10 protein-coding genes and 1 pseudogene are annotated in these 24354 nt (G+C 30.9%); all 11 read left to right on the forward strand.

Annotated features, from left to right (window positions below; translation table 11 throughout):
- Positions 1 to 154 precede the first annotated feature (154 nt).
- Positions 155 to 3046 (forward strand): carboxypeptidase-like regulatory domain-containing protein, encoded by a 2892-nt coding sequence (locus IPK06_01935; GenBank protein ID MBK7978777.1) that lies wholly within the window; start codon positions 155 to 157, stop codon positions 3044 to 3046.
- 197 nt (positions 3047 to 3243) lie between these two features.
- Positions 3244 to 3819 carry a DUF4256 domain-containing protein gene (locus tag IPK06_01940; GenBank protein ID MBK7978778.1) on the forward strand — a complete coding sequence of 192 codons (576 nt, stop codon included), beginning with the start codon at positions 3244 to 3246 and terminating at the stop codon, positions 3817 to 3819.
- 170 nt (positions 3820 to 3989) lie between these two features.
- Positions 3990 to 5912, forward strand: a complete 1923-nt coding sequence (locus tag IPK06_01945) for a T9SS type A sorting domain-containing protein (protein MBK7978779.1) — start codon at positions 3990 to 3992, stop codon at positions 5910 to 5912.
- A gap of 626 nt (positions 5913 to 6538) precedes the next feature.
- Positions 6539 to 10831 carry a PQQ-binding-like beta-propeller repeat protein gene (locus IPK06_01950; GenBank protein ID MBK7978780.1) on the forward strand — a complete coding sequence of 1431 codons (4293 nt, stop codon included), beginning with the start codon at positions 6539 to 6541 and terminating at the stop codon, positions 10829 to 10831.
- 51 nt (positions 10832 to 10882) lie between these two features.
- Positions 10883 to 11662, forward strand: a complete 780-nt coding sequence (locus IPK06_01955; GenBank protein MBK7978781.1) for a PQQ-like beta-propeller repeat protein — start codon at positions 10883 to 10885, stop codon at positions 11660 to 11662.
- Between the two features lie 57 nt (positions 11663 to 11719).
- Positions 11720 to 13609, forward strand: a complete 1890-nt coding sequence (locus IPK06_01960) for a PQQ-binding-like beta-propeller repeat protein (protein MBK7978782.1) — start codon at positions 11720 to 11722, stop codon at positions 13607 to 13609.
- Positions 13610 to 13624: 15 nt separating this feature from the next.
- Positions 13625 to 15085 (forward strand): PQQ-binding-like beta-propeller repeat protein, encoded by a 1461-nt coding sequence (locus IPK06_01965; protein ID MBK7978783.1) that lies wholly within the window; start codon positions 13625 to 13627, stop codon positions 15083 to 15085.
- Between the two features lie 55 nt (positions 15086 to 15140).
- Positions 15141 to 21800 (forward strand): PQQ-binding-like beta-propeller repeat protein, encoded by a 6660-nt coding sequence (locus IPK06_01970; GenBank protein ID MBK7978784.1) that lies wholly within the window; start codon positions 15141 to 15143, stop codon positions 21798 to 21800.
- Positions 21801 to 21855: 55 nt separating this feature from the next.
- Positions 21856 to 22734 carry a PQQ-like beta-propeller repeat protein gene (locus IPK06_01975; protein MBK7978785.1) on the forward strand — a complete coding sequence of 293 codons (879 nt, stop codon included), beginning with the start codon at positions 21856 to 21858 and terminating at the stop codon, positions 22732 to 22734.
- Positions 22735 to 23267: 533 nt separating this feature from the next.
- The gene (locus IPK06_01980; protein MBK7978786.1) at positions 23268 to 23822 is read left to right on the forward strand and encodes a PQQ-like beta-propeller repeat protein; all 555 of its coding nucleotides are present in this window, start codon (positions 23268 to 23270) and stop codon (positions 23820 to 23822) included.
- Positions 23747 to 24199, forward strand: a pseudogene (locus tag IPK06_01985) (PQQ-like beta-propeller repeat protein). Before IPK06_01980 ends, IPK06_01985 begins: the two are co-directional and overlap by 76 nt.
- The last annotated feature ends 155 nt before the right edge of the window (positions 24200 to 24354 follow it).

Consider the following 24354-nt stretch of genomic DNA (forward strand, 5'->3'; position numbering starts at 1 on the left):
CTAAACATTTTTGGTGTTATATTTAAATCAATGGTTACAATAGTCGATGTTTTTAATTGCATAAATTGTTTGAAAGATTACCTGTTGTAAGCTAAAAATAAAGATTATAAATTTGACGAATTATTTATAGTAAAAATATTTTCAACGGGTATTCATGTTCTATCTCAAAAACAAAACATTTCTTATATCAATTATTTTCATTTTTCTCACATCAAATATTCTTTATTCTCAATACTCAACCATAAAAGGTACAGTAATAGATTCAACTACAAAAGAAATTCTTCCGGGAGCAAATATTCTAATTTCGAAGACGAATTTCGGAACGGCAAGTGATAAAGACGGTAGATTTATAATTAAAAACATTCCTTCCGGGAACTATCAAATTATTGCTAGTTACGTTGGCTACGAAGAAAAAAAAATAGATGTGAAATTATCGTCCGGACGCACAACTGAAATTCTCATAAAATTAAATATCGAAAGTATTGAAAGCAAAACGGTAACAGTTACCGCGCAAGCAAACAGTCAGATTGAAGCTATAGCAAAGCAATTAAATGCCGAACAAATTAAAAATGTTGTGTCTTCAGAACGTATATTAAAATTGCCGAATGGAAACGCGGCTGATATTGCGAGCAGACTTCCAGGAATATCGTTGATTCGGAGTGGAGGTGAAGGCGCCGAAATTGTTATACGCGGTTTAGCGCCTCAGTATAATCAAATTACAATTGACGGTATTCAGCTTCCACCGAATATTGCGGTGAACGGAGAATATACCAATTCAACATTAGTCGGTGACCGAGCCACAAATTTAAGTATGATATCATCCGGCATTCTCGGCGGAATTGAAGTAATTAAATCAATCACGCCGGATATGGATGCGGCGGTATTCGGAGGAATTGTAAATTTTGATTTGAAAAGAGCAAAACTGGATAGTTCCGCTTTGCCATCATTTGAAGTCGTAACTCAAGGCGGTTACAATTCGATAAAAGATAATTATAAAAATTACAGAATTTCGGGTGTTTATCAGCAGAGGTTTTTTTCTCAAGACTTAGGAGTTTTTATTCAAGGGTCATTTGAAAACAGAAATCCAAGCGGAAATACCTTATACGCAAATTATTATCTTAACGATAAACTTCATGGTGATTTGGGTAAACCTGAATTGACAAGTGTAAGTTTAGGTGATTATTTAACTAGATATGAAAGATCGGATATTACTTCGGTAATTGACTATAAACATACTTTCGGAGAAATTGAATTTAAAAATCTTTTATCACAATACGATATAAAAAGAGAATATAGAGGACAGTCAATGAACTCAAACGGCGTCAGTTATTCGGCGACTGATATTAAAGATAAATTAAGTTCGATAGTAAATATTTTTAGAATTAAAAATGAAATTCCTTATTTCAATATTGATTTGAAACTCGCGCATGCTTATTCGGAAAGCGATTCTCCCCAAAAATTATCAATAGGATTCAGTCAAAGATATAATTTCGGAAACATTTCAAGAATGACTCCAAAGGATTTGGTAGCTAAAGTTGTACCTAACGAAAACGCGGCTCGTTATGGTGGAATTTCTAATACCTCGAATTTGGTAAAAGATAGAACTTATACAATTCTTGCTGATCTGATTTCGAATAATTATACAACTGAAAATTTTATGGCAAATATAAAATTTGGCGGATCGTTTCAATACCGTAAAAGATTATATGATTATAATCAATGGTCCGGACCTTCATCCGCTCCTTCCGTTTCAATTTCACAAATATTAAACAATTATTGGGGAACTCAGCAAGTCAACTATAGTTCGGTAATTAAAAACTTTATCGATAAAGATTATTCGTTTGGTGATTATTTCAATGGAGAATATTCAATTAATTTTCCAATAGACGTAAAACTATTAAATTTGATTTATGATAATTATTGGACTCCGGCAATAACGCCTAACGATAAATTTCAATCGACAATTCAAGATTATAATGGAACAGAAAATAGAAGTGCCGGATACTTAATGGCAAAAATTAATTACGGCGATTTGTTAACGATTGTTCCAGGTGTACGATATCAAAACTTAACTACTACTTATTTAGGTTATAGAATTATAATAACTCTTCCGGAAAATTACGATTATAAAATTGCCGAAAGAACTGTATCCAATGGTTATTGGCTTCCGATGCTGCATTTGATATATAAGCCGGTGTCTTGGTTTCAATTACATTTCGCGTATACAAATACATTAAATTATCCGCCGTACTCCGCTATTGTTCCAAGTTATACAATTGATCAAACTTCAATAAGATATAATAATTATGCACTTAAACCGGCTACATCAGAAAACTATGATCTTGTATTTTCATTTTTCAATAATGAGATTGGACTTTTTTCAATCAATGGATTTAAAAAGAAAATTGAGAATCTCGTTTTTTCAAATCACACATTTGAAACCAATTTAAGCGCGTATCCCGATCTGCCGCAGAATAGCAGTCAATTATATTCTTTCGATACTTATATAAATAATCCGTTTCCAATTGATGTATTGGGAATTGAAACAGAATGGCAAACACATTTTTGGTATCTTCCGCAGCCGTTTTCTTGGTTGGAATTTACTATAAACTACGCGCACATTTTTTCACAAGCTTCTTACCCAAAAGGTGAATTGTATTTTGATTATAAAGAAGACGGTTCATACGAAAGAATAGTGCTTAACGAATTTTATAAGTCAAGACTTTTAAACCAACCCAACGATATTCTAAATTCTTCCCTGGGTATTGAATACAAAGGATTTTCAGGAAGAGTATCCGTTGTTTATATAAACAATATATTTCAGAAAGCGGATTTTTGGCTGCAGAACAGAATTGTTTCGGATAAATCGGTTAGATGGGATATTTCAATAAGGCAATCTCTTCCGTGGCTCAATTCACAATTATATCTTGATTTAATTAATTTGACCGGAACAGATGAGACAAGTCTAAACGAAAGGACTTATTATCCTCAGTCAATTTCACGCTACGGCATGTTTGCTAATTTAGGATTTAGAATTAATTTGTAATAATTTTCGTTAGAAGAATTTAAGTTTATATTTTATTAAAATTTTTCCATTAATATCTATATCGATTTTACTCTTAAAAAAGTTTGCTATTTTAACATCTCTTACTTACTATTTTACTTTTATAAATGAACCTTTTTGTTATAATAGAATTGTTTGACAAAAATTAAATTTGAAAATAAAGAAAGGCAGCGCTTCAAATGAGCAAAATAAAAAGTAATAAAAAAGAATTATCCGCAGAACAACTCGGAGAGCTTTTAAAGACCTTAAAACTTCGTTTTGAAAAAAACATGAATCGACATAAAGAAATTTCTTGGGAAAAAGTAGAAGCAAGACTTAAGCAAAATAAAGAAAAATTATGGTCGCTGAATGAAATGGAAAATACCGGCGGTGAACCGGATGTTGTAGGATTTGAAAAAGCGACAAACGAAATTATTTTTTATGATTGTTCAGAAGAATCTCCAAAAGGCAGAAGAAGTTTTTGCTACGATCGTGAAGCTTTAGATTCGAGGAAAGAACATAAACCACAGAATAATGTTATTGACGCGGCGGAATCTATTGGCATTGAATTGCTGGACGAACAGCAATACCGTAATTTACAAAAACTTGGAAGTTTTGATTTGAAATCATCAAGCTGGATAAAAACGCCGGATGAAATTCGCAAACTTGGCGGAGCAGTTTTCTGCGACAGAAGATACAATACCGTCTTTGTTTATCATAACGGAGCCGAATCATATTATGCGGCAAGAGGTTTTCGAGGATCTTTAAAAATATAATGTTAACTCAAGTATATTTTCAAAAAAATAAATTCTGAATTATCATTCTATTAATGATTTTATCAAAAATATAAATTGATTTTCAGTATTTGTTCATTTTTATTATTGATCAGAACATAATTTGTGGTATATAATTTGAGGATTAATATAAAGAAATTATTGGGTTAATTATGATCAAACATAAATACTTCTTTGTTGTTCTTATAAATTTTTTAATTATCAAAAATTCATTCGCCCAACAAGGTTTTTTCCTTAACGATTGGCAGCCTAAAATAATTGATAGTCCGGCAGAATTTACTGATTTTACAAAACCTTCAGAAGTTTCAGATTTAACTTTAATAATTGATTTTGCGGATACCTTAACAAAAGTTCCTAAATATGTATTTGGGAATAACGCCAACACATATTCTACAATAATGTGGAATAACGCCAAACTTGTCAATGATTTAAGAAATTTAGATATTCACGTTTTAAGATACCCGGGCGGAAATCTTTCAAATGAATTTTTCTGGGATCGTGCACCTAATAACAAACCTTCCGATATTCCAAATGATGTTAATGTTTGGTACGGAAAAAACGAAGAAAATTGGACTATGTCTGTCGGTAACTATTACAGATTACTAGACACTTTAAGCGTTACCGGAATAATTACAATTAATTATGCTTACGCAAGATACGGAACTTCATCTGATCCGGTTTCGCAAGCCGCGCATTATGCGGCAGATTGGGTTAGGTATGATAATGGCAGAACAAAATTTTGGGAAATCGGAAATGAAAATTTTGGTAATTGGAATAAAGGATATCAGATTGATCAGACATTAAACAAAGATGGGCAGCCAAAAATAATTGACGGCGGTTTATACGGCATGCACGCGCTTGTATTTGCAGATTCAATGAAAGCCGCTGCTGCAGAAATTGGTAATGAAATCTTTATTGGATTTCAAGCATATGATGAAGAGACTTCATGGGACGCGGTTCAGACTAATTGGAATGAAAAGATGATGGCGGTTGTTGGTGATGCGCCTGATTTTTATATTGTTCATAATTATTTTACGCCTTATGATCAAAATTCAAATGCGGATGTAATATTGGATTCATACACAAAGACAGTAAATTTTAAAAATCAAGTGAACAAAGATCTCAATGAAATTGGACTTGCGCCTAAACCCGTTGCATTGACTGAATTTAATATTTTTGCCGTTGGTTCTAAACAAATGATTTCCAACATAAATGGAATGCATAGCGCTCTTGTAATTGGTGAAGCGATAAAACAGGAATATGGCTTGGTAAACAGGTGGAATTTGGCAAATGGCTGGAGTGAAGGAAATGATCATGGAGCTTTTGCCAGAGGAGAACCGAACGTTAATGATTTTACACCTTATCCGACTTTTTATCACATGACATTCTTTCAAAAATATTTTGGAGATGTATTGGTTAAGTCAAAATTTAACAAAGCGCTAAATTCCGATATAACCGCGTTTACTTCTAGTTTTAATTCGGGGCAAGCGGGAATAGCATTATTTAACACATCATCAAATAATAAAACACTTAAAATTGATCTGCAAAATTTTGAAGCGGGTGAAAATATATATTGGTATCAGCTTCAAGATGAATTTGCGAACGGTAATTTTTCAAGTAAAGTTTTTATAAATGGTAATGGCCCAAATCAAGCGTCTGGCGGGCCGAATAACTATTCTGAAATTCCACCGTATTCATTCTCAATAGAAGATTCGATAAAGATAAATTGCCCTCCATTTTCGGCAATTTATATGTTGATTGACGGAAAGACAATTGTAAACGTAGAAAATACCGCAGATAATCTAAAACCGGAAATTTTTGAATTATATCAAAATTATCCAAACCCGTTTAATCCTTCAACAATAATAAGATATTCAATTCCTAAAAAATCTAATGTTAGCCTTAAAGTATATGATTTGTTAGGGAAAGAAATAGCAACACTTGTAAATAGCGAAAAATTACCCGGGAATTATGAAGTTGAGTTTAGCGCTTATGGACTTGCAAGCGGTGTATATTTCTATAAGTTAAATGCTGATAATTTTTCAAAAATTAAAAAGTTAATGATACTTAAGTAATTTTATCTATTAAAATAATTACTCACTTAATGAAATAATAGAGAATTATAAAATCAGCAAATTTTTATAGTCAATAATAATAAGGCCGAAAGCTCAGAAATTATTTTCCTTGAATGTATTGATTCCTCCTCATTTAAATATTCAACTTAATTTCAATCAAATAGTTCAATTACTTTTGTTTATTATATTTAAGTATTTTCAAAAACGACTTAATTTATAATTCCTAAACATTCGTCGTATATCCAATATCTTTATGAAGATAAAATCAAATTTACACGCTTATCAATCAATTATGAATTAACTGACTAAAAAAAACAACATTTGTTTAAAGTAATGTAAGATACTTAATTATTAATAGGATATAATGTCAAAGAGAAATGAAATTTCGCTTATTGCTATTTTTTTACTTAACTCTACCAATAAAGTGAGTTGAGCAACTTGGATAGATTGTATTATTTTACAAGTTTGTGATAAAGATCAAATTGATAAAAAATACTTTTATTATACTAAATAAAATAATACAATTAATATTATATTGAATTTAAATAACTAAAAATATATGTTGTAATAAACAAGAAAGTAATTTATATGTAAAATAATATTTAAATATACTCATTAGAGTAATTATGAAGACATCTCTATCTATTTTAACTACGTTATTATTTTTTACATCAATATTTGCTCAAACACCGGGGACAGTAATCTGGGAATTTCAAGCGTCGGGAGAAATAAACTCATCTCCGGCTATTGATGATAACGGAATAATATATTTCGGTAGCAGCGACAGCAGTATGTATGCGGTTTATCCGGATGGAACACAAAAATGGAAATATAGGACAGAAGGAGAAATTTATTCTTCACCGGCAATAGGAAATGACGGAACAATATACTTTGGATCATACGATAGTTGTTTCTATGCGCTAAATCCGGATGGAACATTAAATTGGAAATATGAGACAAAAGGAAAAGTAAAATCATCACCGGCAATAAGTGAAGACGGAACAATATACTTTGGATCATATGACAGTTGTTTTTACGCAATAAATAATGATGGAACGTTAAAATGGAAATATAAAACCGGGGGAATAATAGAACCATCACCGGCAATAGGAAATGACGGAAGCATATATATTGGATCAGATGATAATGTATTTTACTCATTTAGCAAGGATGGAATTGTAAACTGGACCTATAATGGTAGTGGTTTTTCATCAGCTTCATTGGGATTCAATGGAAGAATTTATGTTTTATGTAAAGGTATATTATTTGTACTTAATAATGATGGTTTGATGAAATATTCTTGTGATATTTCTGACACTACCTCCAAGTTTTCGCCTCTTGTTGATTTGAATGAAAGCGTATATTTTAAAGTGTTCAAATATTCTGGGTCGGCCGGCGGGATCGAATTTTTAATTTCAATTAATAACGAAGGTGAAGAGAAATGGAAATATGGAAGCGACTATTTAGTTCCTGCATTCTTATGTGATACTTCAATATATTTAGTTGATTCACATTTGGAAAAAATTAATTATGAAGGGAAAGAAATATGGTCAATTTATAACTCTTCATTTTTACCTAATTCATATATTGCAATGAATAAAGCTGGCTTGCTGTATTTATGTTCAGCAAACAAATTAATCGCAATAAAAACTGATAATGATGATTTAACAAAAAGCTCATGGCCATCTATTAGGCAAAACTCAAAGAATACCGGAAGTATAGAAAATTATCCATATGCGCTTGTCGCAAAAAATCATATTTCGATAGATAGTTCCGGAACAATTTTACTTGATACATCCCCATCATATGATCCGAATGGAGAACAGCTTACATATTTATGGAAAATAAAAAAACAACCGGAAGGAAGCTCAATAATTTTAACAGATTCAACTTCACCAATAATTAATGTTGAAATTCCTAGAACTAGAGGTGAATATATATTTAGTGTAGAAGTAAAGAATCAAAAAGGAAAAATATCTTCAACAATAGTAACGATAAGCAATTTGCTTAAGTGGAAATTTAAAACCAATGGGGCAATTGCTTCATCTCCGGCAATTGGAAATGATGGTACAATATATTTTGGATCAGATGATAAAAATTTATACGCGATAAATACGGATGGAACAAAAAAATGGGAATTTAAAACTGAAGGATGGATAAAATCATCACCGGCAATTGGTAAAGATGGTACACTATATTTCTATTCAACAGCTTATAATACTGATTTTTATGCAGTTAATCCAGATGGTACACTTAAATGGAAATATAATACAGATTATCAAATACATTCATCACCAGCCATTGATATTGATGGAAGTGTTTATACGTTAAGTAGAAATGGTAATAATTATAATTTATTGTCGTACAATTCAGATGGTTCGTTAAATTGGAAATATAGTCTTAGTATCGATAGTGATAATTCACCGGTAATCGGAAGCGATGGGACTATTTATGTTACCGGGTATCGACTTTTATATGCAATAAATCCGGATGGGACAAAAAAATGGGAATGTCCTCTTTTAGCCTCAGAAAGTTCATCTCCCGCAATAGATAATAATGGTACTATATATATTAAAAGTAAAGATTATTCTTCATTTCCAAGTAAATTAATTATTTCGGCAATAAATGAAGACGGTACAAAAAAATGGGAAATTAAAACTGAAGGAAATGATTATTCTTCTGCTGTGATAGGTCTTGATGGTACAATTTATGTTTCAGTTGATACAACATTGTACGCAATATTTCCAGATGGAAGCCAAAAATGGAAAGTTCATCTAAATAATTACTTTTCTTCAACACCGGCAATAGGCAATGATGGAAATATTTATATCGGTACAACAAATGGAAAATTTTATGCAATTAGTTCTTCCGGTGAAATATTATGGAAATATGATGCGTTTCAATTAATAAAATCATCTCCCGCAATAAGTAATGATGGAACAATTTATTTTGGATCTACTAACGGTAACTTATATGCAATTTTTTCAGACAGCAAAGGGTTAGCTGATAGTCCTTGGCCAAAGTTTAGAAAAAATAATTTAAATACCGGTAATGCATATAATAATTTAACACTAAGGGCAAAAGTAAAAAGTAATTCATTTAAGTTGGCATTTGGAATAATAACATTAGATGGATCACCCTCTTTTGTTCCAAATGGAAGTGCGGTAAGTTACCAGTGGGCTATAGTAAAAAAACCGGATAATGCATTTATAGATATAAAAAATCCAACATCCGTTGTAACTGAAATTGATATTCCAAGACTTCATGCATCTTATATTTTATCTCTAAAAATTACAGATACAATGGGAGATTCATCTTTTACATATGTATATATAAACAATGAAAAATATTGGGAAATTCAAATTGATGATAATTATAATCTTTTTTCACCAGCAATTGGTAAGGACGGAACTTTATATTTTGCAAGCCCATATGATAAAAAACTATATGCCTTAAATCCGGATGGAACAAAAAAATGGGAATTGACAGTAAACGAACTTATTTACCATACTCCGACAATCTTTGATAATAATATATATGTTACAGCTTATAATAAGATAATATCATGTAGTTTTTATGGAACAAAAAATTGGGAATATCAAACAACTGACTTTATCTCACATGATATAGTGATTGGAATTGATGGAACAATTTTTTTTGGTACTGATTCTTGGTCGGGCTTGAATAACCAAAAATTCTATGCACTCAATTCGGACGGGACAAAAAAATGGGAATATGTTATAGCTGAAAGGTTTTGTTCATTTCCAACAATTGGAAGTGATGGAACAATATATATTGGATCACAAGATGGATATTTATATGCGATAAATCCGGATGGAACAAAAAAATGGAGATTATTTGGTGATTTGTTTTCTACATCATCAATTGGTGGCGATGGGACAATATATGGCGTATCGCATAATAGAAATTTATACGCGATAAATCCTGATGGAAAAAAAAAATGGGAAGTTGAAACAAATTCCAGAATAACCTCTTCACCGGCAATAGGTGTTGACGGAACAATATATATTGGGTCAGATGATAAAAATTTATACGCGATAAATCCTGATGGAACAAAAAAATGGGAATTTGGAAATATAGGACACGTTTATACTACACCAATTATTGGAAAAGACGGTACTGTTTATATAGCATCATATGATAGTACATTATATGCAATAAATTTCAATGGAGAAAAAATCTGGGAATATAAAACTGAAGTAGAAATAAACAGGCCTATAAAAATGAGTGATAAAGGTCTTATCTATTTAGCAGTTGGTAATAAACTTTTTGCAATATTTACAGAAAGTGATGGTGTAGCAAATAGCCCTTGGCCAGAACCTGGAGGCAATAAATTTAACTCCGGAATGTCTCATTACATTGTTCCCGGTTTCTCAGCTGATACTTTATCCGGTAAATTTCCTCTTACCGTTCACTTTTCGGATGCTTCTTTTGGAAACATTTTTAATTGGCATTGGGATTTTGGCGATGGACAAACAAGTACTGAAATGAATCCGGTTCATACTTATGCTTACCCCGATTCATTTACAGTTACTTTAATAATTTCTAATCCAAGTAAAACAGATACGTTAACAAAAGAAAACTACATTGTTGCATTAAACGCTACGGGAATTGCAGATAATTCAGAACTGCCCAAAGAATTTAAGTTATATGAAAATTATCCCAATCCTTTTAATCCTCAGACAAATATAGAATTTGATGTTAAGGAAAAAACAACAGTAAAGCTGAGAGTATATAACGTAGTTGGTCAATTGGTAACAACACTCACGGATAATATGCTGGAAGCGGGACATTATAAATATCAGTTCAATGGAAATAATTTAGCATCGGGAATATACTTCTACAAAATAGAAATGGGAAAATATGTTTCAGTTAAAAAGATAATATTGTTAAAATAACGGTAAATGAATTTATTAAAAAAGATATTGGATTTCCTCAAAGGTGATTATATGAATAAACATATCAAGGTAACAATAATTTTATTGTTATTTATTTTTGGTAATATATTTGCTCAAACACCGGGAACAGTCAACTGGGAATTTCAAACAAGAGGTAACGAAATAACATCACCAGCTATTGATGATGATGGGACAATATATTTCGGCTCTTCTGATAGCAGTTTGTATGCATTAAATTCTGATGGCACTAAAAAATGGGAATTTAAAACTGGCGGTATTATTACTTCTTCTCCAGCTATAGGGAATAATGGCACTATTTACTTTGGATCACATGATCGTAAATTATACGCAATAAATCCGGATGGAACAAAAAAATGGGACTATGAAACTGGTTGGAAAATATATTATGCTCCAGCAATAGGTGAAGATGAAACAATTTATATTAAATCTGATGATTCGTATTTGTATGCATTTAATTCTGATGGATATTTAAAATGGACTTATTTATATAGCAGCTATGAATCTGGAGAAAATAAAGACTTTTTTAGCTCAGCAATAATTGATGATGATGGTATTATATATCCTGTTAATCCAATTATTGGAAATTCTTTTGGGTTAAATCCAAATGGAACTGAAAATGAAAAAATTATACCACAAGTTGAAAAATACTTTAAAGGTGTAATTGATAATGATAGTAATTATTGCATGCGTAAATCTGATAGTCATGGTGAAGGAGAAGATCGTTTTTGGCTAAAATTAAGAGATAAAAATGGTAGCGGCGGATGGAGTAATGATTCATATTTATACTATCCGATAATTGGAAATGATTAGACAATTTATACTATTCAAAGAAATGAGAAACTGATAGCGCTTAATTTTTCTGGTGAAGTGAAATGGGATGCAAATATTAGTCTAAATGATTGTGCCCCTTTAGCAATGGATAGAGTTGGAAATCTTCTTGTTCCGCAAATTGGCGGTAAACTTACGTCAATACTATCAACAAGTACGGGATTAGCAGATACACCATGGCCCAAATTTAATAAAGATTATAAAAACACATCAAGAGCTGAAAAATTTCCCAATGCTATTGTAACTGAAGAATTTATTTCGAAAAAAGATCCTGGAATAATAACTCTTGATGCATCACTATCAAATGATAAAGAAGGATTAGAGTTGACTTATTTATGGTCGGTAGTAAAACAACCGGAAGGAAGCGAAATAATATTAGCAGATTCTACATCCCCCATAATTCAAGTAAATATTCCTCCAAATAGAGGCGAATACTATTTCAAGGTTAGGGCAACAAATAGCAAAGGTAAATATTCAACCAATGTAGTACATATTAGTACTTTACTTAAGCGGCAATTATCCAACTATATGGATTATTTAGCTATGAGCTTAGATGGTACCTTATATTATATTGATTACTATAAATTTTACGCATTTTACCCAGATGGGACAAAAAAATGGGAAATTAATATATCTGAACATATAGAGTATAGAGTAACTTCTACAACAATAGGATATGACGGTACAGTTTATTTTAGTACATCAAATGATTATTTGTACTCAATTAATTCAGATGGTTCTGAAAAGTGGAAATTTAAAACGGATGGATATATCAGATATGCTCCGGCAATTGGATCTGATGGGACATTATATTTTGGAACCAATAGGAACAAGTTCTATGCTATAGATTATGATGGAAATAAAAAATGGGAGATAGAAGATGATTTTCCGGCTGAGTCCTCGCCTGCAATTGGTATGGATGGAACAATATATTTCGGCACAGATATTTTATATGCTTTTGATCCAAACGGAACAATTAAATGGAACAGTTCAGCTGATAGATTCTGGGATTCTGCACCAGCGATAGATACAGAGGGCACTATCTGTATTGTATGTGGAGACCACAATATGTATGCAATTAATCCTGATGGAACAACTAAATGGAAATTCTTAGCGGATGCTGGTATTTTTTCATCCGCTGTTATCGGTTCAGATGGTTCAATATATTTTGGGACTCAAGGGAGTACTTTTTTTGCACTAAGTTCAGATGGTACAAAAAAATGGGAATTTGAAGCAAATGGTGAAATTTATTCACCTCCCGTAATTGGAAATGATGGAACAATATTTTTTGGTACTGATAGTTGGTCGAGCTCGAATAACCAGAAATTCTATGCACTCAATACGGACGGGACAAAAAAATGGGAATATAATTTTTATGAAGGAGATAAGTTCTTTCCTGCCATTGACAATGACGGCACTATTTATTTCGGGAACTATGCATTGTATAGTGATTGTACTGGTTTGGCAAATAGTCCGTGGCCCAAATCTTCAAAAAATAATCAAAATAATTCGATATCAAATAGTAATCCATTAGTTCCGCATGCGTTAGTTACTCAGAATAAATTTTCTATGAAATATGGGACAATTACTTTGGATGGTTCTCCATCGTATGATCCAGATGGTGATAACCTGAACTTTCTATGGAGTATCTATAAAAAACCAGAAGGATGTATTGTAAATATAGAAGACTCAAATTCTGCAAAAACTGAAGTAATAATTCCCCAAATACCCGGGATATTTATTTTCTTGTTAAAAGTTACTGATACCAATGACGGAACATCATATGCTAGTATAACCATAAATAATGAGAATAAATGGGAGTTTTCTCTTCCTTTTAGATCAAGATTTTCTCCGGCTTTAGATTCTGAAGGTAATATTTATGTCTCTGCAGGTCATAGCTTATATTCATTAAATCATGAAGGAACCTAAAAATGGGAGTTAGATTTGGAAAGTGAAATACGATGCTCTCCTATAATTGATCAAGATGGATGGATTTATGTAACAACCTATGATTATAAATTACATGCGATAAATCCTAATGGAATTAAAATCTGGGAGTTTGAAAAAGTTAGATATCATCGACCAGCAATAGGTTTTAACATAAGTAGTGATTTGAAAAATGAAAAAGTGATCTATATTGCATCTGCATCTTGGAATAAAAAAATGTATGCTCTAAATAAATCAGGAAATTTAATATGGGAATTTCAAGCAGATGGCTCTTGTTGTTCGCCTTCAATAGGTGAAGATGGAATTATTTATTTTGGATCAATAGACAAAAACATATATGCATTAAATCCGGACGGTTCCCTAAAATGGAAATATAATACAGAAGAACAATTTGAGGTTCCTTTTACTTCACCAGTCATCGATGGAGATGGTTCAATATACATTGCTTATTCCTATGGCACATTATATTGTCTTGATCAAAATGGTTCTTTAAAATGGAAATATGATAACGAATCTAACTACAATTATGAATCTTCTCCAATAATAGGAAATGATGGAACACTTTACATAATGTCGTCTAATGATAGAATACTGATGGCATTAAATAATGATGGAACAAAAAAATGGGAATTTGAAAGTAATATAAGTAAAAATGAATTTTCACCAATAATTGGATACGATGGAAAAATTTATATAAATTCACAAGGGTTTTGTATCTTAAATCCTATGGGAGAATTAATTTATAAATTTGATTTGCGAAGTTTGGAATATTCTTCTCCAACAATAAATGAAGAAGGAACAATTTATATTAATTCCGATTATTCAATTTATGCATTAGATACTGAAAGCAAAGGTCTTGCCAATAGTCCTTGGCCAAAGTCTGGAGGCAATAAATTTAATTCCGGAATGTCTCATTACATTGTTCCCGGTTTCTCAGCTGATACTTTATCTGGTAAATTTCCACTTACCGTTCACTTTTCGGATACTTCTTTTGGTAATGTTTTTAACCGGCATTGGGATTTTGGCGATGGACAAACTAGTACTGAAAAAAATCCGATTCATACTTATGCTTACCCCGATTCATTTACGGTTACTTTAATAATTTCTAATCCTAGTAATACAGATACGTTAACAAAAGAAAATTACATTGCCGCATTAAACACAACCGGAATAGCGGATAATTCAGAACTGCCCAAAGAATTTAAGTTATATGAAAACGATCCTAATCTGTTTAACCCGCAGACAAATATAGCATTTGATGTTAAGGAAAAAACAACAGTAAAATTGAGAGTATATAACGTAGTTGGTCAATTGGTAACAACACTTACGGATAATATGTTGGAAGCGGGACATTATAAATATCAGTTCAATGGAAATAATTTAGCATCGGGAATATATTTCTATAAAATAGAAATGGGAAAATATGTTTCAGTTAAAAAGATGATGCTGCTGAAATAAAAGCGGAATTGAATTTATTAAAAAAAAGATATTGGATTTCCTCAAAGGTGATAGTATGAATAAACAAATCAAGACAACAATAATTTTATTGTTATTTATTTTTGGTAATATATTTGCTCAAACACCGGGAACTTTAAAGTGGAAATATCAAACAAATTATAAAATTTCTACTTTCCCCGTAATTGGTTTAGATAACACAATCTATTTTTTATCAAGTGATAGTTATCTAAATGCATTAAAGAATGGTACCCTAGCTTGGTCAAGATATTGTGAGTTAAACTCATTACCGACTCTTGATAAGTATGATAATATTTACATTTCAACCGGTTATGATATTTCAGTTATAACCCCACATAATGGGGTAAAGGAAAATTACTACTTAAATGAATATATAAATGGTCCTTCTGCTATTAGTGAAGATGGAACTTTTTATGCTTCTTCAAATGAAGCAAATATTTTTGCATATAGCGCTGATGGGGAAAGAAAGTGGATTTTTGAAACACATTCTTATATTTATGAAAATAACTCAATTGCAATTGGTCTTGACGGCACAATTTATTTTTGTACGGCTAAATTTTTATACGCACTAACAAATGAAGCTGAACTAAAATGGAAATTAGAGTTTAATGAAAATATTAATTCTCCACTTTCTATAGGAAATGACGGAACAATATTCTTTTCCACACAAGACAGTACACTTAATGCAATAAATCCAGACGGTACTAATAAATGGTATTACAATTCTCCTTTTCAAATAACAAGTGGTATTTCAATTTCTGAAGATGGTACTATTTTTTTTGGTTCTGATAATTCTTTATTTGCATTAACTCAAAATGGTAATGAAAAATGGCATTTCGATACAAATGGAAAAATAACTTCTACACCAGCAATTGATAATTACGGCTCAATATATTTTGGATCAAACGATAGAAAATTTTATGCATTAGATAATCAAGGAAATGAAAAATGGGCATTTTCAACAAATGGAAGCATTAACACTTCTCCAAACATTGATAATAGTGGTATTGTATATTTTGGTTCGGATGATGGAAATTTGTATGCACTCTATTCAGATTGCAATGGATTGGCAAAGGGATCTTGGACAAGTTTTGGCAAAGACAACATAAATTCAAACAATAATATTAATAAAAATGCTCCAATTGCAAAGTTGAAAGAAAGGGATATTTTTCTAAATTCAATATCTAATGCTGTTTTAGATGCTTCCGGTTCCATTGAACCAAACAATGGTAAATTAGAATTTTTATGGAAAGTTTTAAAACAACCTGAAAATGAAAATATTATATTAGATGATTCTACTTCCTCTAAAATTGAAGTAAATATACCTGCATTTAGTTCAGTTATTTTCTCTGTTAAAGTAACGAATGAACTTGGAATATCTTCTTATGAATGTGTGAATGTTTCAAATGAAAAAAAATGGGAATTTTCACTTGATAGAAATTATTGTTCACCGGCCGCTATTGGTACTGACAACTCAATTTATTTTATCTCAGATAAATTATATTCTTTAGATTCATTAGGTAATAAGAAATGGGATTGGACAATTTCAGAACACTTTATTGATGAAATTTATCCTGTCGTAGGGAATAATGGAATTATTTATTATATGTATTATTATGGCTTGGTTGCATTAAATCCGGATGGATCTTTTAAATGGAGTTATAACACTGACTACCTTGGAGATTATTCAAATCCAATTATTGATAATCAAGGTAATATATATGTTTTTATTCACCAATATTTACATGCCTTTGATATGAATGGAAATATAAAATGGAAATTTTTTGCGCCTATTTACAATAATGTTTCAATTATATTGGGACCAGATGAGACTATCTATTTTTTTTACGATAAGAATCTTTACGCAATCAACTCAAATGGAACAATGAAATGGCAATTAAATTTACCACAATTTAATTGGTGGAATCATCCCGAACTAACAATTGGAAAAGATGGAATAATCTACTTTTCAACTAACGAAAATAAATTATTTGCAATTTATCCAACCGGACATTTAAAATGGATTTATAAAAATGTATCCAACGTTCCGCCTTCCATTGATGAAGAAGGGAATCTTTATTTTGCCAATAAAGATACACTAATCTCAATTAATTCAGATGCAGAAATAAGGTGGAAATTTAAAACAAATGGAAAAATTAATTATAGTCCTACTATTAGTTCTTCGGGTAATATATATTTTGGATCAGAAGATACATATTTATATGTATTAAACTCTGAAGGTAAAGAAGTAAGGAAAATTAGAACCAACGGCGAAATAAAATCATCCATTTCCTTATCTGAAAGCGGGACAATTTACTTTAGTACTTCAAATCATAAATTCTATGCTTTCGCAAGTGAGAGTAAAGGATTGGCTGAAATTGGATGGCCAAAATATTTAAAAAATAATCAAAATAACCTTGATTGTTCAAATGAGAATTTTCCTAAAGCAATTGTAGAAAAATATTTTGTATTTGCAGAAAGCGACAAATTAGTTTTGGATGCTTCAAAATCGTTTGACCCAAATAATCGTCCAATTTCATTTACATGGCAAGTTTTTAATCAATCGGATTCTAACTTTACATTTATCGATTCAAAATCTGAAAAATTAAAACTTGATTTACCGAAAAGATTTAATGCAGAATTTGTTGTAAAAGTAACAAATAATTTGGGAATGTCATCATATGCAACAATTAAAGTCAGTTCAGAAAAGAAATGGGAATATGAAACTTACAATGAAATAGTTACTTCGCAAGCAATAGGAAATGATGGAACTATCTACATAAATAATACGCGAGATTTAATTGCAATTAATAAGAATGGTGAAAAAAAATGGGTTTGCAAAAATTGGTTTAATGATTATCAAGGACCTATTGTTGGGAAAAATGGATTGTTGTATTTAAATGATTATGATAGTCTATTTGCTATTGATAGTAAGGGAATATTTATATGGAAAATTAAAAGTTATGTACCAATTATATATAACGATGATTTGCTTTGTTCTGCATCTGAAAAAGGAATTAAACTAATAAATGCAAATGATGGAACAATTAAGAAAGAATACAATTTCTCTTTAAATTCATTTAAATTATTAGCAACTGGAAATGACGGTACAATATATTTTTGTAGTTCAAATTATTCTAATAAAACATACCTTAGCGCTCTTGATACAGATGGCACAATAAAGTGGAGTTTACAACTTAATGGAATAATAGGAAATTTAGCAATCGGAAGTGATGGTACACTATATTTTGCAATTAATTATGGATTTTATGCTGTAAGTGCGGATGGAATTTTAAAGTGGAACATTAAAATAGATGGGTACGATTGCAGTTCACCGGCTATTGGACTTGATGGAACAATTTATTTCTCTACAAATTTAGACTATGACAATAACAAATTTTACGCTGTTGATAAATTTGGTAATATTAAATGGCATTATAAAACAGATTCAAAATATGATGATAATGGTGGATATAGCATTTGTTCATCACCATTAATTGGTAATGACGGAACAATTTACTTTGGATCAGTTGATCATAAATTATATGCATTTGATTCAAATGGTATTTTGAAATGGACATTTTTAACAAATGATAAAATAATTTCTTCCCCGGCAATGGGTGATGACGGGACTTTATATGTTGGTTCTATTGATGGTAAACTTTATGCAATAAAAACAGAAAGTACGGGTCTTGCAAAAAGTTCTTGGCCAAAATTCAAAAATGATAATTTTAACTCCTCAAGCGCATTTAACCCAAAGTCACCTCACGCAGCTATTAAATCACATTATGTTTTTGCAGACCCAGATGGAAATGCATTACTTGATGCTTCAGAATCAACAGATCCAAACAATAGCAAATTGTCATTTTTGTGGAAGGTTATTTCTCAACCAAAGAATAACAATTTTATTTTAACCGATTCAACTTCGTCAACATTAAACATAAAAATTCCGCCACGAACAAATTTTACTTTTTCAGTAAAAGTAACAAATGAAATGGGTCTTTTTTCATACAATATTGTTGAAATAAGTTCAATAATGAAATGGAAATTATTAACAAATGGAGATTTTTCCAGTCCGGCATTAATAAATGATTCAACAATTTGTTTTTCTTCATATTATAAAATTTATTCAATCAATTCTTATGGGAAAATAAATTGGTCAAATAAATTCTATGGAAATGATAAACCTGTAATTGACATAAACCAAAATTCAATTCTATATATTGGAGGAAGTATAAATATTATCAATGGAAATTTTAATTGGAGCTCCGGAGGTTCAACACTTCCAACAACAAATGATGATTTTATCTATGGAGGCGCTTTTAGAAAATTTTATAGATTAAATAAACAAGGGAAACTACTAAGTGAATTTAATGTTAGTGATACATTAAAATATCAACCTGTTATTGGTCCAGACGGAAGTATTTATTTTTCTACACAAGATAAATATTTGTACTCCTTAAATCAATATGCTGAATTAAAATGGGAATATAAATTAGATTTCAAAGCTACTTCACCAATATCCGTTGATAAGGATGGTACTCTTTATTTTGGATGCGCGAATAATAAATTATATGCGGTTAATCCGGATGCAACTATTAAATGGACATTCGAAACCGGTAATATAATAAAATCATCTGCTTCAATTGGACCTGATGGCACAATTTACTTTGGCTCCACAGATAATAAACTTTATGCTTTGAATAATGATGGAACAATAAAATGGGAATTTTCCACAAATGGTCAAATTCTATCATCGCCAACAATTGGTAAAGATAGTATAATATATTTTGGGTCATTGGATTCAAACTTCTATGCATTAAATACGGATGGCTCATTAAATTGGAAATTTTCAACTGAAGGAAGCATTTATACTTCAGCTGTAATAAGTAATGATGGTTCATTATATTTTGGATCAAGTGATAAATATCTATATGCGTTAAATTGTTCAAGTTTGGGCTTAGCTGAAAGTCCATGGCCTAAAGCTAGCAAAAACAATTATAATAATCCTAACTGTTCTAATGTTAATTATCCTTTAGCTATTGTGAATAATAGAAAAATTCTACAAAACTCCGGAACAATAAATCTTGATGCAACAGCTTCATTTGATCCTAATGGCGATGAATTAAGCTACTTATGGAAAGTATTTAAACAACCTACAAATAGCAACATTACAATTTCTTCCCCAAATTCTAAAATAGTTACAATAAATATTCCTCAAATAAAGGGGGATTATATTTTTATAGTAAAAGTTACCGATAACAATGGAAATTCTTCATATAATACGGTTTATTTTTATAATCAACTTAAGTGGGATTTTAATATTGGGAGCAATTATAATTCCTCACCGGCTATTGATGATGACGGAACAATTTACACTTATGCAGAAAAAAACAAAATATTTGCTATAAATCCGGATGGTACAAAAAAATGGGAATTTGTTCTTTGGGAAAATGTAAATACTAATGAAAATGACTTTAAGAATTTTATCAATTCAGCAACATTAACCATTGGACATAATGGAACAATTTACTGTCCTTCTTTAGATTCTAGCATTTATGCAATAAATCATGATGGGACTCTAAAATGGAAATTTGAAAATATTAGTATTAGAAATCCCAAAATATTTATTGGACCAGACGACAAATTATATTTTATAACAAATAATTCTCAATTAGTATCATTATTTCCCAATGGTACCGAAAACTTTAGAACAAGTCTCATTGGAAATCGAATTCTAGGTATTAATAAAATTGGTACTAAATTTATTGCTGAATCGTCTGAAATTTATTATTACAATGAAAGTTATAACTTTTTTGCGGGAGGATCTGATTGGATCTCTGCTTTTTCTATTGGAAACAATGGTGCTATTTATTACAGTAATTTTGATGGCGATGGTGAAAGTCAATATACACATATAATTGCAAAAAATACGGATGGAACAAGTAAATGGATCCAGTATTCTAGAAGTTTTACTAGTTTCACAGTAGTTGGAATGGATGAGACTTTATACTTTGGAACTGAATACGATAGTTATGAGTACCATGGTGCAAATGCACTTTATGCAATTGATATTACCGGAAACTATAAATGGGAAACTTTACTAAAGTCACCTATTATTTCATCTCCAGCATTGGGATCAGACGGAACTATTTATGTTGGAACAATCGATAGTACGTTTTACGCATTTGATTCTCTTGGAAATAGAATTTGGGAATTCCCAACGGGTGGTAAAATTTACTCATCACCAGCCATTGCAGATGATGGAACAATTTATTTTTGCTCTGATGACAATAAACTTTACGCTCTAGCTTCAGAAAGCAAAGGTCTTGCGAAAAGTTCATGGCCAAAATATATGGCAAATAATAAAAACAATGGTTTAGTAAACGGAACCATTACGGACATAAATGTAGAGAATTTGCACTTACTTGCTTTGGATTATAAACTTTATAATAACTATCCCAATCCTTTTAACCCGCAGACAAATATAGAATTTGATGTTAAGGAAAAAACAACAGTAAAGCTGAGAGTATATAACGTAGTTGGTCAATTGGTAACAACACTTACGGATAATATGTTGGAAGCGGGACATTATAAATATCAGTTCAATGGAAATAATTTAGCATCGGGAATATATTTCTATAAAATAGAAATGGGAAAATATGTTTCAGTAAAAAAGATGATGCTGCTGAAATAAAATTAAAATTGAATTTATTAAAAAATAGATATTGGATTTACTCAAAGGTGATAGTATGAATAAATATATCAAGACAACAATAATTTTATTGTTATTTATATTTGGTAATATATTTGCTCAAACACCGGGAACAGTAATCTGGGAATTTCAAGCGTCCGGCAAAATAAACTCATCTCCGGCAATAGATGATAACGGAATAATATATTTCGGGAGCAACGATAGCAGTATGTATTCTGTTTATCCGGATGGAACACAAAAGTGGAAATATAAGACTGAAGGAATAATTTATTCATCACCGGCAATAGGGAATGACGGGACAATATACTTTGGATCATACGATAGTTGTTTCTATGCGCTAAATCCGGATGGAACATTAAATTGGAAATATGAGACAAAAGGAAAAGTAAATTCATCACCTGCAATAAGTGAAGATGGAACAATATACTATGGATCATACGATAGTTGTTTTTACGCAATAAATAATGATGGAACATTAAAATGGAAATATAAAACCGGGGGAATAATAGAACCATCACCGGCAATAGGAAATGACGGAAGCATATATATTGGATCAGATGATAATGTATTTTACTCATTCAGCAAAGATGGAATTGTAAACTGGAAATTACAAACAAATTATTCATCATATGGAAGCAATGGATTTGAATCAGCAGCATTGGGTTATAATGGAATAATTTATGTACCAAGCAAAAGTGAAAATAAAATTTATGCGTTAAATAGAGATGGCAGTGTAGTATTATACATTGACAATTATTCTCTTTCAATTTGGGGAAATTATTATCAACCAGATAATTTCCCAATTCTTATTGACCAATATGAAAATATTTATTTTCAGTATTCTACACAAAATGAGGATGGTATTAACTATTATAATTATTGTTATAGTAAAAAGCTGATTTTAAATGGGAGGTAAATTTACAAACTAGATCATTCCCAATATTGTGTAATGATGAGACTATTTATTTCCCAAGTAATTTTATAGAAGTACTTAATTTGGAAGGTGAAAAATTATGGCATACTAAAGATGAAAACCATTATTTTAATAGTAAACCAACAATGATGTCTGATGGAACCTTACTTATAAATAAAAATGAAAAATTATATGCAATAACAACTAAAGATAAAGGACTATCAAAAAGTTCATGGCCTAAGTTTAGACAAAATTTAAAAAATACCGGAAGTATTGAAAATTACCCTTATGCTCTTGTCGCGGAAAATCATTTTAAGTTAGATAGTTCCGGAACAATTTCACTTGATGCGACTCCATCATATGACCCGAATGGCGAACAGCTTACATTTTTATGGAAAATAAAAAAAAACCCGGAAGGAAGCTCAGTAATTTTAACTGATTCAACTTCTGCGGTAATCCAAGTTAATATTCCAAAGAATAGAGGAGAATATATATTTCTATTAGAGGCAAAAAACGAAAAAGGTAAAACAGCATCTATGGTTGTAGAAGTAAATAATTTAATAAAATGGGAATTTCAAACTGGTTCGTACATAAATTCTTCCTCTGCAATTGGAAATGATGGAACAATATATATTGCATCATATGATAAAAATTTATGTGCAATAAATTCGGATGGAACTGAAAAATGGGAATTTCAAACTAATATTATTAAACGTTCTTCTCCTGCAATTGGTAATGATGGTACAATATATGTAGGATCAACCGATTATAATTTATACGCGATAAATCCGGATGGAACAAAAAAATGGGATTTTCCAAGTGGTGGTGGAATAGAATCTTCACCGGCAATTGGAAATGATGGAACAATATATATCGGTTCAGAAGATAATAATTTATACGCGATAAATCCTGATGGAACAAAAAGATGGGAATTTCAAACTTTTGATGATATATATTCTTCTCCTGCAATAGGAAAAGATGGAACAATATATGTTGGATCATGGGATAATAATTTATACGCAATAAACCCGGATGGAACAAAAAATGGGATTTTAAAACTGGTTCGTATATATATTCTTCACCGGCAATAGGAAATGATGGAACAATATATGTTGGATCATGGGATAATAATTTATACGCGATAAATTCGGATGGAACTGAAAAATGGAAATTTCAAACTGGTTCGAACATATATTCTTCCCCTGCAATAGGAAAAGATGGAACAATATATATTGGATCTTATGATAATAATTTATACGCGATAAATCCGGATGGAACAAAAAAATGGGAATTTCAAACTGGTTCGTACATATATTCTTCACCGGCAATCGGAAAAGATGGAACAATATATATTGGATCTTATGATAATAATTTATATGCACTCAATCCGGATGGAACTAAAAAATGGGGCTATAAATTATATGGTTCAATTTCTTCACCAACAATAAATAAAAATGGTACTCTTTATTTAGTTACTTCCGGTCATCAAAACAAACTTTATGCAATTAATACCGATAGCAAGGGATTGGCTGATAGTCCTTGGCCTAAGTTCAGAAAAGATATTTATAACAACGCAAATTCTGAATATATATTAAATCCTAAAGCAAGAGTAATTAAGAATTA

Source organism: Ignavibacteriota bacterium, assembly GCA_016713565.1.
In the GTDB taxonomy this organism is placed as follows: Bacteria; Bacteroidota; Ignavibacteria; order Ignavibacteriales; family Melioribacteraceae.